The organism is Dactylosporangium sp. NPDC000244 (assembly GCF_040300725.1).
GTDB lineage: Bacteria > Actinomycetota > Actinomycetes > Mycobacteriales > Micromonosporaceae > Dactylosporangium.
On the sequence record NZ_JBEPEH010000021.1, the window covers coordinates 59,815 to 78,454 of the forward strand.

Consider the following 18,640-nt stretch of genomic DNA (forward strand, 5'->3'; position numbering starts at 1 on the left):
GACCATACACACGGACCATGACGGTTTCGTGTCAGTGCTCAGTGCGGCACGGCCTCGGACCCGCGCGCCTCGGTGAGCTCGCGCACGTAGTCGCGCAGCCGCCCGCGGGCGGCGGTCCCGGTGCCGGTGAACTCGATGCCGAGCTCCAGGCCGTCCGGCGTGAGGTCGGCGCGCATGATCCGCCCGGGCAGGGCGAGGCGCTCGCCGTGGACGGTCAGCACGAGGTCCACGTCGCCGCCCCGGGGCCCGGCCGCGTCCGTCCGGCAGCGCGCGCCGCTCTCGGAGAGGTCGGTGATGTCGGCCGGGTAGGTCTGCCCGCCCTGCCCGATCGTGGCGGCCGCCGGGACATGGGCGCGCGGGTGGCGGCGGCGCTCCAGCCGGTCGCCGAGGTCCACCATCGACTCGATCCGCTCGATGGTGGCCACGACCCGGTTGCGCAGCGCCTCGACCACGCGGCGCTGCTCGTCGGCGACCGCGCTGAGCGAGGAGGTGACCTCGTCGATGCCGCCGATGCCCGCGGTCACGGTCGCGATCGCGCCGCCCATCGCGGCCGTGTTCGCCTCCAGCGACGTGATGGTGCTGGAGATCTCGGCGGTCGACTCGGTGGTCGCGCCGGCCAGCTGCTTGACCTCGTCGGCGACGACGCTGAAGCCGCGCCCGGCCTCGCCGGCCCGGGCCGCCTCGATGGTCGCGTTGAGCGCCAGCAGCTTCGTCTGGTCCGCGACCCCCGCGATCAGCGCCGTGATGCCGCTGACCCGCTGCAGGCTCTCGCCGAGCTGCCCCACGACCCGGTCGGCGTCGCCGGCGCTGCGGACCGCGTCGGTGGTGCGCCGCCCGGCCGCGTCGACCCGCTCGTCGATCGCCGCGGCGGCGGCCAGCACCTGCTCGACGTCGCGCATCACCTGATGCAGCTCCTCCCGGACCTGCACGGAGCTGTCGGCGACGGCCTGCTGCGCCCGGTCGCGCAGGCTCGCCTCGCCCGCCCGGGCGTGCTCGGCGTTGGCGCGCGTCTCCGCGTCGCGGGCCGCGTGCTCCCGGGCGAGGTCGGCCTCCTGCTCGGCCAGCGCGTCGAGCATCGCGTTGAACGCCGCCGCGACGCGGCTCAGCTCGTCCTGCCCGGTGGCCGGCAGCCGCTCGTGCCGGCCGACGGCGCCGCTGGCGATGCCCGCCATCCGGTCGCGCAGGCGCCCGATCGGCCGCAGGATGACCAGGTTCAGCGCCACCGCGATCAGGACGACGAGGAGCATGACGAAGCCGCCGAACGCGGCGGCGAGCCGGTACATCGTCGCCTGGTGCCGCTGCAGGGTGCCCAGCGAGCCCGTCACCTCGGTGTCCACGAGCGCGCTGACCTCGTCGAGGGTCGGCATCATGTCGTTGGACGGCTCCAGGTTGCCCACCGTCATCACGTAGACCGCGCGCTTGAGGTCGCCCTGCTGCGCCGCGGCCCGGACCTGGTCGGCGAAGCCGTTGTAGCTGTCGTAGTCGCGGCCGAGCCGGGTCAGCAGCTCCCCGAGCTTCGCGCCGGACCCGAGACGGCGGGCCGTGGCCAGGTCCTCGGCCATCTGCTTGCGGGCCGCGGCCGCCTGCTGGAACGTCGTCTCGGCCAGGTCGGCGTTGCCGGTGTCGCCGCCGAGGAGCACCGCGACGTACATGTTCATCTGGTCGTCGTAGTTGTAGAAGTCCGACCGCAGCTCCCAGACGGCGGTCTGCAGCAGGTGCATGCGTCCGCGGTAGTCCGACACCTCGCGCTCGGCCGACGCGGCCAGCACGGACACGGAGATCGCCACGGTGAGGGCGATGGCGAACACCACCGCCAAGGCCACATTGGCCCGTCGTGCGATGGTCATCGGCCGAACCCTTCCACACCAACGACTATCGGACACATCGCGGTGTTTGCGCAGATCATTCGCAGTTCCCCTCCGAGGTGAACCCAATTGTCATAGTTTGTGGTAATGACGGGCTGAATCGTGGCTCGTCAGGTACCACGGGGGGATTTGTGCGAGTTCAACGCTCCAACCTGGCGCTGCTGGGGGCGGCGGTGCTCTGTGCGCTCGTCGCCGGCCCGGGCGTCGCGGCGCCCGCGGCCTTCGCCGCCGAGCACGCCGAGCAGCCGGCGAAGGCCGCTGCACATCACAAGAAGCACCAGAAGCAACACCACAAGCAACAGGACAAGGCCAAGCACGACAAGGCTTCGGTCAAGAAGAAGGCCGTCACGGCCGCGGCGGCGGAACCCGCACCGAGCCCGAGCATCAGCGCGAGCCCGAGCGTCAGCCCGAGCCCGAGCGCGGGCGGCGGCGTCCAGAACGTCACCGGCATCTCGCTCGTGGCGGACTACAGCACGGCCAGTGCCGCCGTCGGCCAGACGCTCACGTGGTCCGCGATGCTGACCCTGACCGGCGGCGGGAGCTACACCGGCGTCAACTTCACGCTGTACCTGCCCACCGGCGTCGACGCCGAGGCGGCCTCGGGCACGACCGACTGCGGCGCCACCCTCATCGCGATCAGCAGCCGCACGCTCATCGTCGCCGGCGCGTCGATGTCGAACTCGCAGGCGACGTGCGTCTACAGCATGCCGGTGCACGCGACCCAGGCCGGCACGTACGCGGCCAGCACGGGCATCGCGAACAACACCCAGGTCCAGACCTACGACTACAGCGCCACGTTCACCGCGATCCCGGTCCCGACGCTCTCCGCCGCCTTCTCGGCCGCGACCGTCGTGGCCGGCGGCGCGGCGAGCCTCGACCTCAAGCTGGACCGCGTGGACACCGACGCGAAGTCGGGCATGGGGTACACCGTCGCCCTGCCGACCGGCGTGGCCGTCGGATCCGGCTCGGCGACCAGCGACTGCGGGGGCACGCTCACCGCAGGCACCGGGCAGTCCACCATCGAGCTGGCCGGCGCGACGCTCGCCACGAGCGTCGCGAGCTGCACGACCTCGGTGCCGCTCGCGTTCTCGGGCACGGGCGTGAAGACCATCACCGGGCAGACCGACGTCACCGGGCTCACCGGCCTCGTCAACGGGGTCACGACGGCCGGCATCGAGGTGTACCCGGCCGTGCCCGACCCGCAGACGATCACCTTCGCCCAGCCGGCGGACGTGCCGTCGTCGACGAGCTGGATCAGCGTGGACCCGACCTCGTCGGCGAGCCTGTACGTGACAATCACCAGCAACACGACCGACGTGTGCACCGCCGTGCCGGTCGAGACGTCGGGCAAGCAGGTGCAGATCCGCAAGCCCGGCACCTGCTCGCTGACCGCCGCCCAGGCGGGCAACGGGTACTTCGCCCCGGCCACCCCGGTGACCCGCACGTTCGCGGCGCTCCCGCCGGCCCCGAGCGCGGTCACGGCGACCGCGAACGACTCCTCCATCACGGTGTCGTGGACGGCGGCGTCGCCGGTCACGGGCATCACCGGTTACAAGGCGATCGCGAACCCGGGCCCGGCCACGTGCACGACGACCGGCGCGACCACCTGCGTGCTCGGCGCCCAGGCGGGCACCTCCTATACGGTCACCGTCGTCGCGCTCGCCGGCGAGGCGCAGTCGGCCGCCGCCGGCCCGTCCGCGCCGGTGGCCGCGCCCGCGCCCGTCGCGCCCGCGACGCCGCCGTCGACGAACCTGACCCTCACCACGGACAAGGGGCAGATCAGCACCACGGTCCCCGGTGCGGACATCACGTTCATCGGCAACGGGTTCGCGCCCTACTCGACGGTGGTCATCACGATGTACTCGGCGCCGCGCACGCTCGGCACCGCGGTCACCGACGGCACGGGCTCGTTCAGCAAGCGGATCACCATCCCGGCCGACCTCGCCGCGGGGGCGCACACGGCCCTCGCCCAGGGCGCGGCCCCGGACGGAACGACCCGCTCGATGGCGCTGGCCCTGACCGTGGCGGAGCGCGCCACGGGCTCGGGCACGCTGCCGGTCACCGGCGCGGGCGTCATGCTGCAGCTGCTCATCGGCTGCGCGATGGCCATGACGGGCACCGGCCTGCTGTGGGCCGGCCGCATCCGCCGGGTCTGACGCATCGAGGAGGGGCCGCCGGGCGATCCCGGCGGCCCCTTTCGCATGCCTGGGTACAGTCGCGGCGTGCGCGAAGAGACCCCGCTGGAGGGCCGCCCCGCGGTCACCCGCTACAGCCTGAGCGGCGGCAGCGGCGGCCTGCCCGCCGAGGTGTCGACGCCCGTCGAGGGCGACGGCGGCCCGGTGCCGGCCGCGCGGGAGACGACGACCGAGCAGCGGTCGGTCGCCATCGAGGCCGCGGTGCGCAACTGGGCGGCCGAGTCCAACGGGCAGGTGGAGTCGCGCGCGTACGACCTCGAGATGCCTCTCCGCCCGGGCGCGGTGGCGGCCTTCCTGCGCGGGCTCGGCCTCGAATCGACGCGGGGCCTCGACTCCGTCGGGCGCTCAGCGGCTGCTGGCCTCGGCCGCTCGCTGCAGAGCCGCCTGGATCTTCGCGACGTACTGCTCGTCCGACCGGGTCATCGGGACGACCACGGCCAGGACGCCGAGCAGGAGGCCGCCCTGGAAGATCGGCGCCGCGACCGCCCACGATTCCTCGGTCGACTCGCGACCGCTGTAGCCCATGCCCCGTTCCCGGATGACGGCGCATTCGGCCCGCAGATCCGCCAGGGTGCGCACGGCCCCGGACTCCGTCTTGAACTCGTCGGTGCCCGGCGGCAGACCGAGGTAGCCGTGCTCGGCGTTGCTGAACGCGAGAAGGGCCTTACCCGCGGCGCCCAGGTACACCGGCCCGCGCTCACCAGGGTGGCAGACCCTGCGCACCAGCCGGCGGGACTCGGCCGACTCGATGCAGACACGGTCGTTGCCGGAGCGGACGAAGAACGCCACGGTCTCGTCGAGCTCGTCGCGGAGGCTGGAGGCGACCTCTCCCGCGAGCTTGCGGATGCCCGACCACTGGTCGCCGGCGTACAGCAGCGCGGTCAGCTCGGGTCCGGGGAAGAACTGGCCGTCCGCGTGCTGTTCCAGGAAGTCGGCCATCTTCAGCGTCGCCAGGAGCCGCGATGCGGTGCTCAGGCTGACACCGGCCTGGCCGGCGAGCTCGGTGAGGGTCCGGCTCCCGCGAGCGGCCGCGGAGAGCAGGTTGAGCGCGCGGATCACCGATCTGACGCCGCGCTGCTCGGTGGGCTCGTCTTCCAGCTCGGTCAAGGTGGCCCCCTTCATCGTTCGGCCTTCGAGCCGAAGACGTTCACATCACGTGTCCGCCAGATCATGCCTACTGTCTCGCCGGTACGGTAGGGATGTTCGCCGTCATCGTGCTGCATCTGCACCCGCACGGGGCCGAATGTCTCGGAGTGGACTGTATACATCGTGTGCGAGCCGAGGTATAGACGGTGCGTGATCTTCCCGGTGCAGTGGCTGAACCCGGGAGGCGGGGTCGCCGCGATGTTCGTCAGCGCGATCCGCTCCGGGCGCACCGCGGCCACGGACGCGTCGGCGGGCACGACCCTGCCGTCGTCGACCGGCAGCAGCCCGCCGTTCTCGACGCTCAGCCGCCCCGGGGCCTCGGGACGGACCGCGAGCATGTTGTTGGTGCCGAGGAAGTCCGCGACAAAGGCGGAGCGAGGGTGCTCGTAGAGCTCCCGCGGCGTCCCCATCTGCTCGATCCGGCCGTGGTTCATCAAGGCGATGCGATCGGACATCGACATCGCCTCCTCCTGGTCGTGGGTGACGTAGACCATGGTCACCTTCAGCGCCTGCTGGAGCTGCCGGAGCTCGACCTGCAGACGCTGCCGCAGCTTGCGGTCGAGGGCGCCCAGCGGCTCGTCCATGAGCAGGAACGCCGGGTCGAACACGACCGCCCGCGCCACCGCGATCCGCTGTCGCTGACCGCCGGAGAGCTGGTCGGGCAGCCGGTTGGCCGCGGCGGTCATGTCGACGAGCTCGAGCGCCCGGTCGACCCGCTCGGCGATGACCTCGCGCCGCTCCTTGCGCATCTCCAGCGGGAACGCGAGGTTGTCGCGGACCGACATGTGGGGGAAGAGCGCGTAGTCCTGGAACACGACGCCGATGTTGCGCTTGTCGCTCGGCGTGTGCGCGATGTCGACGCCGTCGACGCGGATGGTCCCCGAGGTGGGGTCGGTGAACCCGGCAAGCATCATCAGGGTCGTGGTCTTGCCCGATCCTGACGGGCCGAGCACCGTGAAGAACTCACCGGGCTCGATCGTGAGGGTGAGGTCGTCGACGGCGACGTGGTCGGCGTATTCCTTGCGGACGTTGTCGAACTGGATCGCGCCGTGGCTGGCGGTCATGAGGTGCTCCTCGAGGTCCGGGTCAAGCGGCGGAACAGCGCATAGCCGAGCCAGATGACAGCGGCGCACGCCATGACGAAGACGGAGATCACCGCCACGGTGGGGTTGGTCTCCAGCGAGAGCGCCTCGAAGATCCGCTTCGGGAGCGTCTTGACGTGCACGCCGGACAGGAAGATCGCGACCGTCGACTCGTCGAAGGAGGTCAGGAACGCGAAGAGGGCGGCGGTCACGACGGACGGGGCGATCAGAGGCAGCACGATCCGGCGCAGCTGGACCGCCCGGTTCGCACCAAGGCTGGAGGCGGCTCGCTCGTAGGCCGGGTTGAGCGAGCGGAGCCCCGCGCTGACCACGCTGAACACGAACGGCAGCGCCAGCGTCACGTGGGCCAGGACGATCCCCAGCTCGGTGTCGACGAGGCCGATCCGTTCGAACTCCACGTAGAAGCCGGCGGCGGCGACCACGGTCGGGAACAGCAGCGGCAGCATCATCAGGGTCGAGGTCAGCGCCCCCCACCGGCGGACCGTTCCCCGGACGACGCCCATCGCGGCGAGCGTCCCGAGCAGCCCGGCGATGACGGTCACGAAGAGCGCGATCCGGACGCTGACCGCGAGCGGATCGAGCCAGTCCGCGGTGAAGAACTCCGAGTACCACTGGGTCGAGTAGCCGACCGGCGGGAAGACCAGCGCCTCGGTGGAGGCGAACGAGATCGGGATGACGATGAACTGGGGCGCCAGCACGAGGACGCCGAGGACGGCGGCCACGACCTTCGGCAGCCTGCGGCTGCGGGTGACGCCGAGGCGGTCGAGTCCGCCGACCGCGCGCCCCGCCAGCCTGAGGACGCGTCCGCCGCCGCGCTTGGCCCGGCCAAAGCGGGCGGTCGTGGCGCCGGACCGGCCGGCGATCTCGGTCGTCGACATCCCGGTCAGCCGCTGGAAGCCCAGGACGATGACCAGGACCAGGACGCCGAGCACGAGCGCGGCGGCGGAGGCGAGGCCGTAGTCGCCGCTCTCCTTGATGGCACTGTGGATCAGCGGGCCGAGCATGCTGCCCTTGGAGCCGCCGAGGAGCGCGGGGATCACGAACGCGCCGATGCCGTACACGAAGCACAGGACCGATCCCGCCTGGATGCCGGGCTTGGTCAGCGGCAGATAGACCCGGATGAACGCCTGGGCCGGCCCGGCGCCCAAACTGGTCGCGGCCCGCATCCGCGAGTTGTCGACCGAGCGCATCGTGGCGGCCAGCGGCAGGATCATCAGCGGCAGCAGATAGTGGGAGAGGCTGACGACGACCGCGATCGGTGTGAAGACCATCGCGATCGGCTCCAGTCCGAACTGCTCGATCAGCTTGTTGATCGGGCCCTGGCGTCCGAGGATCACCAGCCAGGAGAACGACCGCAGCAGGATCGACGTCAGGTAGGGCGCCATGATCGCCACCGTCAGGAAGGTGCGCAGCCAGCGGCCGCCGTGGACCATCTGGTACGCGATCGGGTAGCCGAGGAGCAGTGCCACGAATGTCGAGGCCGCGGAGATCAGGATCGTCCGCACGATGTTGGCGACGTAGCCGGAGTGCCCGAGGAGCCGGGTGAAGTTCTGCAGGCCGAAGGTCGGTTCCGTCACGCTGCGCAGGCAGAGGATCGCGACGGGAAGGACGAAGATCAGGGTCACGACGACGACCGCGGGAACCCCGCCCAGGTCCCAGCCGCGCCGGCGGGGCCGGCCTCCCGCGGTGCGGGAGGCCGGCCCCGGACGGTCCACCTTCGGGGATGCCGGAGTGGTGGTCACGCGTTCTGCCAGTCCTGCCAGCGCTTGAGCACGTCCGCGCCGTTCTTGGCCCACCAGTTCACGTCGATGCGGAAGGTCTCGTCGCTGGCCGTCTCCTGAGTGCCGGGAAGGTCGGCGCGCGCCTTGGCGTCGAGGCCGTCGACCACCGACTTCAGCGACGGCGTGTAGCCGAGCTTGTCCATGATCGCCTTCTGGACCTCGGGCTTCAGCGAATACTCGATCGCCTTGTACGCGTCCTGCTCGTGCTGCGCTCCCTTGGGAATGACGAGCTGCTGCACGGAGAGGACGGCGCCCTTCCAGGTGTAGTCCAGCGGCACCGCGCCGCTCTTGGCGATGCTCTTGATCCGCGCGAGGTTCCCGTAGCCCAGCGTGATCTCGCCCTGTGAGATGGCGTTCTGCAGGTCGCCGTTGGACTTGAAGAAGATGGTGTCGCCGCGGATGGTGTTGAGCTTGGCGAAGGCGCGGTCGAGGTCGAGCGGGTAGAGCTGGCTGGGCTTGACACCGTCGGCGATCAGGGCGCCCTCGATGATGCCCCAGGGCAGGCCCACCATGCCGCGCTTGCCCGGGATTCGCTTCGTGTCGAACAGGTCGGCCCAGGACTGCAGGCCACCGGGAACCTTGTCCTTATTCCAGAACAGGTTGCGTGAGAACGTGTACCACGGCACCGAGTACTCGGTGACCGCGCTCGGGTCGGCGAATCCGGTGAGGTTCTTGGTGTCGATCGGCTGCAGCACGCCGGCGGCCATGAACTGGGCCAGCGAGGAGTCCTCGGCGTCGATCAGGTCGACGCTCATCGAGTTGGACTTGGACATCTGCACCAGCTTCGCGACGTCGGAGCCGCTGCTGTCGTAGAGGACTTTGACGCCGCTGTCCTTCGAGTACGGGTCGAAGAGCGTGGCCTTGACGGCGTCCTGGTAGGTGCCGCCGAAGCCGGCGTACGTGATCGACCCCTTCTCATCCCCGCCGCCCGAGCAGGCCGTGATGCCCAGGGCCACGACAACCGCGGCCAGCACGGCACTGACGCGACGCCGGCCCCCGGTCACGCCGAGACTTGTTCGCATAAGGGTTCCTTCTTGGTCAGAACGGCCGGTTGGGTACGTGGACCCACCCGAGTTGCACTTCCACAGAGTGAAAGTGTGACTTCCATTGCAGAGATGCTGTGGCTCAAGCGGCGGGCTGTCAAGAGCTGTGGCCGGGCTTTCCCGCGATCACGCGGGCAAGTGATCCCGAACGGTCGTACTCGTCCAGCACGGCGGCGTACGGCGCCACGTCGATGCCTTGCTCCATGCGCCAGGACGCGTCGTAGTACGTCGAGGTGTAGCGCTCGCCGCCGTCGCAGATCAGGCTCACCACGCTGCCCCGCTCGCCGTTGCGCTCCAGCTCGGCGATGAGCCCGAGCGTCGCCCACATGCTCGTCCCGGTCGAGGGTCCGACCCGGCGGCCCAGGCGGCGCGAGATCCACAGCATGGTCGCGACCGACGCCGCGTCCGGCACTCGGACCATCTCGTCGATCACCTCGGGCATGAACGACGGCTCGACGCGCGGGCGGCCGATCCCCTCGATCCGCGAGCCTCGGGCCGACTGCAGTCCGCGATCGCCGAGGCGCCAGGCGTCGAGGAAGACCGAGTGCTCGGGGTCCGCCACCAGCAGCCGGGTCGAGTGCCGCCGGTAGCGCAGGTAACGCCCGATGGTCGCCGCCGTTCCGCCGGTGCCGGCGCTGGCCACGATCCAGGCCGGCACCGGCTGCGCCTCGCCGGACAGCTGCTCGAAGATCGACTCGGCGATGTTGTTGTTGCCGCGCCAGTCGGTGGCCCGCTCGGCGTAGGTGAACTGGTCGAGGTAGTGGCCACCGAGCTCGGCGGCGAGGCGCCGCGCCTCGTCGTACACCTGTCCCGCATGGTCCACCAGCTGGCAGCGCCCGCCGTGCCACTCGATCAGCTCGAGCTTGGCCGGGCTGGTCGAGGCCGGGACGACCGCGATGAACGGCAGGCCCAGCAGGCGGGCGAAGTACGCCTCGGAGACCGCGGTCGAGCCGCTGGACGCCTCGACCACCGTCGTGGCCGGGCCGATCCAGCCGTTGCAGAGCGCGTACAGGAAGAGCGAGCGGGCGAGCCGGTGCTTGAGGCTTCCGGTCGGGTGCGAGGACTCGTCCTTCAGGTAGAGGTCGACGCCGTGCCGGCCGGGCAGGTCGAAGGGCAGCAGGTGGGTGTCGGAACTGCGGTTGGCATCGGCCTCGACACGGCGGATCGCCTCGTTGACCCAGGTCCGGTCGGCACAGGCCTGGTCGCGCATCGTCATTCGAGCTCTCCTTCGGGGCTGCTTCCGACCGCTCTCGCGGATGCCGTGGTGGCGCTTGACCGTGTTCGAATCCAAAGGCATCCTATGGTACGGAAGTTGGACTTCCACTGTATGGAAGTATTGAAAGGAATTCCGTGACCAACCAACCCGTGAATCCGGCCGATGCCCGAGCGATCGAGGAAGTCCTCAACCGGGTCGCCTACCTCCTCGACACCCATGAGTACGACCGGCTCGGCGAGGTGTTCGCGCCCGAGATCTTCTTCGACAACCCGGGCCGTCTCACGGCCAACGGGCTCGATGACGTGATCGCGAGCTTCAAGGCGATCGCGACGCCCGCGGTCAGTCACCACATCACGAACGTGGTCGTGGCCGGCGCCGGCGAGGACACCGCGGAATGCCAGAGCAAGGCGCTCGCCCTGCGGGCCGAAGGCAAGATCACCGCGGCGATCTACCGCGACACCGTGACCCGCACCGACGCGGGATGGCGCGTCTCGGCTCGACGGATCAGCCCGCTGGGCTGACCGGCAACGGCGACGGAACGGGAGGAAGCGGATGGAACAGGCGTACGACGTGATCGTCGTCGGAACCGGGCACAGCGGTCTGGTGGCCACCGGGTACCTGGCTCGGGCGGGGTTGAAGGTGCTGGCCCTGGAGCGGCGCGACGTCGTCGGTGGCACCTGCGTCACCGAAGAGGTGTTCCCGGGCTACCGCGGCAGCAGCGTGGCCAATGCGAGCCACAGCCTCGATCCGCGCATCGCCGCGGAGCTGGAGCTGGAGAAGCACGGGCTCCGCTTCGCCCACCCGCCGCTCGGATCGCTGACCCTCTTCACGGACGGCCGGGCCCTGCCGGCCTGGCCGGACCGGGTCAAGCGCCGGGCGGTCATGCGGCAGTTCGCGCACGGGGACGCGGACCTCGACGGCTACGCCTCGGTCATCGAGCTGTACGCCTCGGTGGCCCGGCAGATGAAGGTCTCCTTCTACGACCCGCCGCCGTCGTTCGCCGAGGTGGCCGCCCGCTTCACGACCCCGCGCCAGCGCCGCGACTTCGAGTCGATCATGTTCGGTCCGGTCGCGGACATCCTCGAGGAGCGGCTCTCGTCCCCGCAGCTGCAGGCGTTCTTCGCCGGCACCGCGGTCGCGACCAACTTCGTCGGCCCGCGCACGCCGGGCAGCGGCTACCTGCTGCTGCAACGGCCGCTGTGGGAGGAGTCGATGCGCAGCGTCGGCAGCCACGACGACAACGAGCTGATGATGCGCAACGCCGCGCCGATGGGCGGCATCGGCGCCGTGACCGGCGCGATGGCGGCGTCCGCCCGTGCCCACGGAGCCACGATCCTCACCGGCGCGCAGGTCGAGCGCATCCTCTGCAAGGACCAGCGGGTCCTCGGTGTCGTCCTCAGCGACGGGCGCGAGTTCCGCGCACCCCGGGTCGTCTCCAACGCGAACCCGAAGCTGACCCTGACCAAGCTGGTCGGACCCGAGGACATCGGGGAGGACCTGTACGACCTCGCCAAGTCCGTCAGCATGAAGGGCACCTCCGCCAAGGTCCACCTCGCGCTCGAGGGCACCCCACGGTTCGCCGCCGCGCAGGACGAGGAGGAGAACCGTCTCTTCCTCGGCACCAACTTCCGGATCGCGGCCAGCATCGACGTGCTCCAGAACGCCTACAACGAGGCGGTGCTCGGGCGCTGGACCGATCGGCCCACGGTCACCGCGATGGTCGACTCGGCGCACGACCCCTCGCTGACCCCGCCGGGATGCCACTTCATGAGCCTCAGCGTTCGGGGCGTCCCGTACCACCTGGCCGAGGGCACCTGGGACGAGCAGCGCGACGACCTGGGCAAGGCCGTGGTCAGCACGCTGGAGGAGCACATCCCGAACCTGTCCCAGATCCTGGCCGGCGTGCACGTCTACACGCCGCTGGACCTCGAGCGCGAATTCGCCCTGGTCGAGGGCAACGGTGCGCACGGCGACATCGTGCCCGGGCACATCTTCGACTCGCGCCCGATCCCCGGCTGCGCCGACTACCGGACCCCGGTCGAGGGGCTCTACCTGACCGGGGTCGGCAACTGGCCGGGCAACTTCATGAGCGGCGTCACCGGCTACAACGCGAGCAACCGCGTGCTGAGCGATGTCCGCCGTTCCACCGACTGACCCGACCCCACGAACCAGAGGAGCACGATGATCATCGGACGAGGTATTCCGGCGGACCGGGTGTCGGCCATGCGGCCGGCGACCACGACCGGACAGGTCTGGTCGGACATCGTCCTGGCCGACGGCGGGACCCGCGCCCTCAACATGTTCTTCGCGCCCGGGTCGCGCACGCACTGGCACCGGCACCCGGGCGGCCAGATGCTCTACACCGTCTCCGGCGAGGGCTGGATCCAGGAGCGCGGCGGCGAGGTGGTGGTGATGCGCCCGGGCGACGTCGTCTGGACCGAGCCCGGGGTCGAGCACTGGCACGGTGCCACCGCGACCGCCCAGCTGATCCAGCTGGTGCTCCACTTCGGCGACGTCGAGTGGACCGGTGAGGTCGGCGAGGCCGACTACACCGCCTGCGGTGCCGAGGGCGCGCGATGAGCAGCCGGCCGGCCGATCTGGTCGCACAGCTCGTGGGCGACAGCCCGGGCTCGTGGATCGGCGGCACCTGGGTGAGCGCCCCGGACACGTTCGACGTCCACGAGCCGGCGACCGGGGCCACGATCTGCGCGGTCGGGGACGCCGACGCCGACCTGGCCGCCGCGGCGGTCGCTTCGGCCGCGGCCGCCCTCGACGGGTGGTCGTCGGCGACCGGCTGGCAGCGCTTCGAGGTCCTCAGCCGCGCGACCGACCTGCTGGGCGAGCGGGTCGAGGCGCTCGGTGAGCTCATCAGCGCCGAGACCGGCAAGCCGCTGGCCGAGGCGATCGGCGAGGCACGCAACACGGTCCGCTTCTTCGAGTGGTTCAGCCACGAGACGCTGCGGCTTCCCGGCGAGGCCTGGGCCGACGTCGCGCCCGGCCGCGACGCCCTGGTCCTGCACGAACCGATCGGGGTCGTCGTCGCGATCACGCCGTGGAATTTCCCGGCGTTCATGGTGGCCTGCAAGGTCGGCGCCGCGCTCGCGGCCGGCTGCGCGGTGGTGCTGAAGCCGGCCCCGCAGACGCCGCTCACCGCGCTGGCCATCGCACGCTGCTTCGGGGAGGCGGGTCTGCCGCCCGGCGTCCTGAACGTCGTCGTCGCCGGCGATCCGCGACGGGTCAGCGACGTCTTGCTGGAGGCCCCCGAGGTTGCCTGCATCAGCCTCACCGGGTCACGCGCGGTGGGCGAGCTCGTCATGCGCAAGGCCGCGTCGTCGATCAAGCGGGTCCTGCTCGAACTGGGCGGCAACGCGGCCGCCGTGGTCCTGCCCGACGCGGATGTCGCCCAGACCGCGCGTGACCTGGTCCGGGCCCGGTTCCTCAACTCCGGGCAGGCGTGCATGGCCGCGAACCGGGTGTACGTCGTGGACTCGAAGGCCGGCGATCTGGTCGCCGAGCTCACCGCGGCGGTCGAGCAGATCGTCCTCGGCGACCCGCGCGACCCGGCGACCACGATGGGCCCGCTCATCGACCACGCGGCCGTGAGCAGGATCGAGGCGCAGCTGGCCCAGGCCGTGGCGGGCGGCGCGACCGTCGTCGCGGGCGGCGCCAGGACTGCCGAGAACGAGACGAGCGCGTTTCTGGCGCCGACGCTGCTCACGGCCGAGGGACGCAGCCAGCCCGCCGTGCTCGGCGAGGAGTTCTTCGGCCCGGTGCTCAGCGTCATCCGCTGTGCCGACGTCGACGAGGCTGTCCGGTTGGCCAACGCGACCGAGTACGGCCTGGCGGCGTACGTGTTCGGCGGTGACCAGGCCGCCGCGACCGCGGTTGCCCGCAAGCTCAAGGCGGGCTCGGTCGGCGTCAACACGCCGCTGGTCAGCGAGCCGGCCCTGCCGTTCGGTGGCATGCGCGCCAGTGGCCTCGGACGGGAGCGGGGGCGGCTCGGCGTCGAGGAGTACCTGGAAACCAAGACCGTACAGATGCCTGCCGTCCGCTGAATCACAGCCTGACCCGCCATCGCCGGCCTCGGCCGCGACGGCGGCTTCACAACCACACCCAGAAAGAGGTAGAGCAGTGCCAGGAGAGACGGTGTGCTTCGTCGGTGGCCGGGTCCGCACCATGGACCGGGCCGGAACCGTCGCGGAGGCGTTTCGCGCCGAGGACGGCCGGATCACGGCGATCGGGACGACGGAGGAGATTCTCGCCGGGGCCGCAGATGCGCGGGTCGTCGACCTGGGCGGCGCGGCGGTGATCCCCGGGCTGATCGACTGCCACTCCCACCTGGAGCTGCTCGCCTACTCCTGGGAGCTCGCCGTCGACTGCCGCTCGTCGCGGGCGTCGAGCATCGAGGAGATCGTGTCCGCGCTCGCGGAGCGCGCCGGCTCCACGACCGCCGGCGAGTGGATCCTCGGTCAGGGGGAGCACTACCAGAATCTCAAGCTCGCCGAGGGGCGCTATCCCGATCGGTACGACCTGGACCGGGTCAGCACCACCCACCCGGTGATGTATCGGGCGAGCTACCACCTCAACGTCTTCAACTCGCTGGGCCTGGAGCTGCTGGGGGTCGACGACGACACTCCGGACGCGCCCGGTGGCCGGATCGAGCGCGACCCGGCCACCGGCGTCGCCACCGGCCGCACCTACGACATGTTCGAGCCGCTCGGCGGCCCGCAGCCGGCGGTCTCGGACCTCGCGGCGGCGATCAAGCGAGTGCAGGACCGGTACCTCGCCGTCGGCGTCACCACGGTCGGCGACATCCCGCTGCACCACGCCGGGCTGGAAGCGATCTGCTCGATCGCCGCCGACGGTGACCTGGTGCTGCGCGCCGCCCTGTACCCGAAGCTGGAGGCCGTGGTGTCGGCCGAGGACGTGCGCACCGGCAGCGCCAAGGCCCGCATCGACGCCCTCGACCCCGACCATGTCGCGATGGTCGGTTTCAAGGTCTTCCTCGACGGTGGGCTCACCGCCGGGGCGGCGGCCCTCCACGAGGACTACCCCGGCCAGCCCGGCTACCGCGGCGAGCTCGCGTTCGTCGACGGCCAGGTCGCCGCCCTGGTCGCCACCGCCGATGCGGCCGGGCTGCAGATCGCCATGCACGCGATCGGCGACCGTGCCCTGGACCAGGCCATCGACGGCGCGCTGGCACTGCCGGCCGCGCGCCACGGCGTCGTGCGGCACCGCATCGAACACGCGGGCAACATGTTCATGACCAACGAGCGGATCAAGCGGCTGGCCGCCTCCGGAGTCGTCCCCGTCCCGCAGCCGGCCTTCATCCTGACCACCGCGACCGGATACGTCGCGCACCTGGGCAGCGACCGGATCGGGACCGTGATGCCGTTCCGCACGCTGATCGACCACGGCCTGCCGATCCCGGGCAACTCCGACGCGATCGGCATCACCGCGGACCAGCACAACCCGTTCCCGGCGATGCAGGCCGCCGTCACCCGGCGCACCAACGACGGCGCCGTGCTGGATGCCCAGGAGGCGGTCACGGTCGAGGAGGCGCTGCGGATGTACACCGAATGGTCGGCGTTCTCGATCGGCTGGGAGGATCGGGTCGGCTCGCTCGAGGTGGGCAAGTTCGCCGACTTCGTCATCCTGTCCGAGGACCCGTTGGAGACCGAGCCGACGGATCTGGCCGCCCTGACCGTCGCGCAGACCTGGATCGGCGCGGCGCTGGTCTTCGAGCGGGGCTGAGCGTGGACGAGCAGATCGATCCGGTGTCCCGGCTGGCCGCGGCCGGCATCGAACTTCCGGTCCCTCCCGAGCCGCTGGCCAACTACGTGCCCGCCACCCGCAACGGCCTGTTGGTGCACACCTCGGGCCAGCTCCCGTTGCGTGAGGGCCAGCTGCTGCACCGGGGCAAGCTCGGCGGGGACGTGACGCTGGAAGAGGGCCGGGAGTGCGGCCGGCAGGCCGCGGTCAACGCACTCGCCGCGGTCGCGGCCGTGGCCGGTGGCCTCGACCGCGTCGCGGCGGTCGTGAAGGCGGTCGTCTACGTCGCGAGCGACCCCTCGTTCACGGCGCAACCGCAGGTCGCCAACGGCGCGAGCGAAGTGCTGGAGCTGGCGTTCGGGCCGCGGGGACGGCACGCACGCAGCGCCGTGGGGGTCGCCGTGCTGCCGCTCGACGCTCCTGTCGAGGTCGAACTGGTCGTCGAACTTCACCCGTAGCGGCGGTGGTGGTGGCCTCGGACAGCGGCTCAGACCTGGTAGGCCGCGACGGTCTTGCGCAGCTCGGACGCCATCCGGGCCAGCTCCGCCGCGGTCGCCTGGGTCTGCGTCGCGCTCGTGCTCACCATGGCCGAGCTCTCGGCCACGCCGCCGACGGTGGACGCGATCCCGGCCGAGCCGTCCGCGGCCTGCCCCACGCGGCGCGCGATCTCCCCGGTGACCGCGGTCTGCTCCTCCACCGCCGAGGCGATGGTGGCCGTGTAGTCGTTGATGGTGCCGATCACCGTGGCGATCTCGCCGATCGCGGAGACGGTGCCGGTGGTCTCGTACTGGATCGACTCGACCTGCCCGGAGATCTGCTCGGTCGCCTTGGCCGTCTCGCGGGCCAGCTCCTTGACCTCGTTCGCGACGATCGCGAAGCCCTTGCCGGCCTCCCCCGCCCGGGCCGCCTCGATCGTGGCGTTGAGCGCGAGCAGGTTGGTCTGCTCGGCGATCTGGGTGATGAGCGCGACGACCGAGGTGATCTGGGCCGAGGCGTCGCCGAGGCGCTCGACGCTGTCGTTGGTGCGCTGCGCGGTCTGCGAGGCCGCGGACGCGACCCCGGCCGCCTCCGCCGCGTTGCTCGCGATCTCCCTGATGGCCAGCGTCATCTCGTCGGTCGCGGCCGCGACGGCCTGCACGTGGTGGGACACGTCCTCGGCGCCGTGGGCGACGGTGCCGACCTGCGCGCTGGTGCCCTCGGCGGCCGAGGCCAGGTGGTTGGAGACGGTGGAGAGCTGTTCCGAGGCGGCCGCCACCTGATCCGACGCCGAGCCGACCTGCCGCACCATCTCGGCGACCGAGCCGGCGGTGCCGTTGAGGGCCGCGGCGACCTGGCCGATCTCGTCGTCGTAGCGCACCGCCACCCGCGCCGTGAGGTCGCCGTCGCCGATGCGGCCCAGCGCGGCCACGCACGCCTTGAGCGGCCCGGTGATGAGCCGGCTGATGGCGAGCGCGAGGGCGACGCCGAACACGAAGCTGACCGCCAGCATCACGACGACCTCGTTGCGGGTGCCGTTGTAGCGGCCCTCGGCGTAGGCGTCCTCCCCGTCGGCGCGCGAGACCGTCGCGGACTCCAGCGCCGACAGCGAACCCTGCACGGCGGTGGCCATCGAGCTCGCCTCGGTCCGGGCCCGCAGGACCGCGGCGCGGTCGCCCCGGTCGTCGGCGGGCAGGAGCGAGCCGTTGACGGTGTCGAGGTACCGCTGCCAGCCCGAGCCGAAGTCGTCCAGCGCCCGGGTCTGCGCCGCGTCGAGCCCGAGCCCGCGCACGGCGCCGGTGGACGTGGCGACCCGTGTGTCGAGCCCGTCGAGCGTGGTCCTGGCCTTGGCGCGCCCCGTGGCGTCGGCGGCGAGCACGTGCTCGTCGACGGCGACGATGGCCTGCGTCACCAGGTCGCGCAGCCCGCCCGAGGCCTGCAGCTGGCGGCTGAACCCGTTGAGCTTGCCCACCTGGTCGTTCATCATGCCGAGACTGCTCAGCGCGGTGATCCCGTCGCCGAGGCTGAACAGCGCGACGACGAGCACCGCGAGCAGAATCTTCGTACCGACGCGCCGGTTGCCGACAGGTCCGATCCACGACCGCTTCCGGGCCGGTTCCACATCGTGCATGCGCCTTGTCCGGTCCTTCCACAGCGCTCGGGGCGACCAAAATGCACCGTAAGTCGAATCCCGGCACGGTCAGACGCGAACACCGCACCTTGCAACCGAGGCCGGTTACGGTGAGGGCATGCAACAGCCGACACCGGACTGCCTCACGGTCGACGTCGGGCCGCTCGTCGAGATCGTCCGGGCCCACCTGCGGCTGACCGAGGCGCTGCTGGGCTGCGCGGTGCAGTGCGGCTGGTCGCCCCTGGAGGCCGCCGGGGTCCGGGCCGGGCTCGACCAGTGCGGGGCGGAGCTGAACACGATCCGGCGCAACCTAACCACGGCCACGGCCACGGACGCCCAGACCTAGGACCGCGAGCCGCCTTGGCGCATGTCGGGGCCGCGCACGCCGATGCCATGGATATGCGGGGTTCGA

General features: G+C 71.3%; 15 protein-coding genes and 1 pseudogene. 9 read left to right on the plus strand and 7 right to left on the minus strand.

Going from position 1 to position 18,640, the window contains the following annotated elements; genetic code table 11:
• Positions 1-38: 38 nt before the first annotated feature.
• Positions 39-1,847: a methyl-accepting chemotaxis protein gene (locus ABT369_RS28760; protein ID WP_350616552.1), complete on the minus strand. Its 1,809-nt coding sequence runs from the start codon at positions 1,845-1,847 to the stop codon at positions 39-41.
• A gap of 149 nt (positions 1,848-1,996) precedes the next feature.
• Between ABT369_RS28760 and ABT369_RS28765 the strand changes: the two genes are divergently transcribed.
• Entirely contained in the window at positions 1,997-4,021 is a 2,025-nt protein-coding gene (locus tag ABT369_RS28765; RefSeq protein ID WP_350616553.1) for a fibronectin type III domain-containing protein, read from the plus strand.
• Between the two features lie 45 nt (positions 4,022-4,066).
• Positions 4,067-4,333: pseudogene (locus tag ABT369_RS28770) on the plus strand (DUF6183 family protein); the annotation flags it as partial.
• 72 nt (positions 4,334-4,405) lie between these two features.
• On the opposite strand, the gene ABT369_RS28775 reads toward ABT369_RS28770, so the two are convergent.
• The 5 genes from ABT369_RS28775 to ABT369_RS28795 all read right to left on the minus strand — a co-directional run bounded on the left by ABT369_RS28775 (position 4,406) and on the right by ABT369_RS28795 (position 10,349).
• Positions 4,406-5,167: an IclR family transcriptional regulator gene (locus ABT369_RS28775; protein WP_350616555.1), complete on the minus strand. Its 762-nt coding sequence runs from the start codon at positions 5,165-5,167 to the stop codon at positions 4,406-4,408.
• A gap of 11 nt (positions 5,168-5,178) precedes the next feature.
• Entirely contained in the window at positions 5,179-6,270 is a 1,092-nt protein-coding gene (locus ABT369_RS28780; RefSeq protein WP_350616557.1) for an ABC transporter ATP-binding protein, read from the minus strand.
• The gene (locus ABT369_RS28785; protein ID WP_350616559.1) at positions 6,267-8,051 is read right to left on the minus strand and encodes an ABC transporter permease subunit; all 1,785 of its coding nucleotides are present in this window, start codon (positions 8,049-8,051) and stop codon (positions 6,267-6,269) included. Before ABT369_RS28785 ends, ABT369_RS28780 begins: the two co-directional genes overlap by 4 nt.
• On the minus strand, positions 8,048-9,112 hold the full coding sequence (locus ABT369_RS28790; protein ID WP_350616561.1) for an ABC transporter substrate-binding protein: 1,065 nt from the start codon (positions 9,110-9,112) through the stop codon (positions 8,048-8,050). The genes ABT369_RS28785 and ABT369_RS28790 overlap by 4 nt, the downstream gene beginning before the upstream one ends.
• Positions 9,113-9,230: 118 nt before the next feature.
• Complete coding sequence (locus tag ABT369_RS28795) at positions 9,231-10,349, minus strand: PLP-dependent cysteine synthase family protein (protein WP_350616562.1); 1,119 nt, start codon at positions 10,347-10,349, stop codon at positions 9,231-9,233.
• 134 nt (positions 10,350-10,483) lie between these two features.
• Here ABT369_RS28795 and ABT369_RS28800 point away from each other — a divergent pair, with 134 nt between their 5' ends.
• The 6 genes from ABT369_RS28800 to ABT369_RS28825 all read left to right on the plus strand — a co-directional run bounded on the left by ABT369_RS28800 (position 10,484) and on the right by ABT369_RS28825 (position 16,579).
• Positions 10,484-10,870, plus strand: coding sequence for a nuclear transport factor 2 family protein (locus ABT369_RS28800; RefSeq protein ID WP_350616563.1), 387 nt, complete (start codon positions 10,484-10,486; stop codon positions 10,868-10,870).
• Positions 10,871-10,901: 31 nt separating this feature from the next.
• Positions 10,902-12,503: a phytoene desaturase family protein gene (locus ABT369_RS28805; RefSeq protein WP_350616565.1), complete on the plus strand. Its 1,602-nt coding sequence runs from the start codon at positions 10,902-10,904 to the stop codon at positions 12,501-12,503.
• A 27-nt stretch (positions 12,504-12,530) separates the two neighbouring features.
• Positions 12,531-12,929, plus strand: a complete 399-nt coding sequence (locus ABT369_RS28810) for a cupin domain-containing protein (protein WP_350616567.1) — start codon at positions 12,531-12,533, stop codon at positions 12,927-12,929.
• Entirely contained in the window at positions 12,926-14,404 is a 1,479-nt protein-coding gene (locus ABT369_RS28815) for an aldehyde dehydrogenase family protein (RefSeq protein ID WP_350616569.1), read from the plus strand. The genes ABT369_RS28810 and ABT369_RS28815 overlap by 4 nt, the downstream gene beginning before the upstream one ends.
• A gap of 76 nt (positions 14,405-14,480) precedes the next feature.
• A complete protein-coding gene (locus ABT369_RS28820; RefSeq protein WP_350616570.1) occupies positions 14,481-16,103 on the plus strand; it encodes an amidohydrolase in 1,623 nt (540 codons plus the stop codon).
• A gap of 2 nt (positions 16,104-16,105) precedes the next feature.
• Positions 16,106-16,579 carry a RidA family protein gene (locus ABT369_RS28825; RefSeq protein WP_502891835.1) on the plus strand — a complete coding sequence of 158 codons (474 nt, stop codon included), beginning with the start codon at positions 16,106-16,108 and terminating at the stop codon, positions 16,577-16,579.
• Between the two features lie 29 nt (positions 16,580-16,608).
• Here ABT369_RS28825 and ABT369_RS28830 read toward each other — a convergent pair whose 3' ends face one another.
• Entirely contained in the window at positions 16,609-18,228 is a 1,620-nt protein-coding gene (locus ABT369_RS28830; RefSeq protein ID WP_350616572.1) for a methyl-accepting chemotaxis protein, read from the minus strand.
• 118 nt (positions 18,229-18,346) lie between these two features.
• Between ABT369_RS28830 and ABT369_RS28835 the strand changes: the two genes are divergently transcribed.
• A complete protein-coding gene (locus tag ABT369_RS28835; RefSeq protein WP_350616574.1) occupies positions 18,347-18,574 on the plus strand; it encodes a hypothetical protein in 228 nt (75 codons plus the stop codon).
• The last annotated feature ends 66 nt before the right edge of the window (positions 18,575-18,640 follow it).

Bases quoted from the DNA above. Each gene is read 5' to 3' on its own strand.
- ABT369_RS28760 (WP_350616552.1), bottom strand. From the start codon at position 1,847: ATGACCATCGCACGACGGGCCAATGTGGCCTTGGCGGTGGTGTTCGCC.
- ABT369_RS28780 (WP_350616557.1), bottom strand. From the start codon at position 6,270: ATGACCGCCAGCCACGGCGCGATCCAGTTCGACAACGTCCGCAAGGAA.
- ABT369_RS28790 (WP_350616561.1), bottom strand. From the start codon at position 9,112: ATGCGAACAAGTCTCGGCGTGACCGGGGGCCGGCGTCGCGTCAGTGCC.
- ABT369_RS28795 (WP_350616562.1), bottom strand. From the start codon at position 10,349: ATGACGATGCGCGACCAGGCCTGTGCCGACCGGACCTGGGTCAACGAG.
- ABT369_RS28805 (WP_350616565.1), top strand. From the start codon at position 10,902: ATGGAACAGGCGTACGACGTGATCGTCGTCGGAACCGGGCACAGCGGT.
- ABT369_RS28810 (WP_350616567.1), top strand. From the start codon at position 12,531: ATGATCATCGGACGAGGTATTCCGGCGGACCGGGTGTCGGCCATGCGG.
- ABT369_RS28815 (WP_350616569.1), top strand. From the start codon at position 12,926: ATGAGCAGCCGGCCGGCCGATCTGGTCGCACAGCTCGTGGGCGACAGC.
- ABT369_RS28830 (WP_350616572.1), bottom strand. From the start codon at position 18,228: ATGCACGATGTGGAACCGGCCCGGAAGCGGTCGTGGATCGGACCTGTC.
- ABT369_RS28835 (WP_350616574.1), top strand. From the start codon at position 18,347: ATGCAACAGCCGACACCGGACTGCCTCACGGTCGACGTCGGGCCGCTC.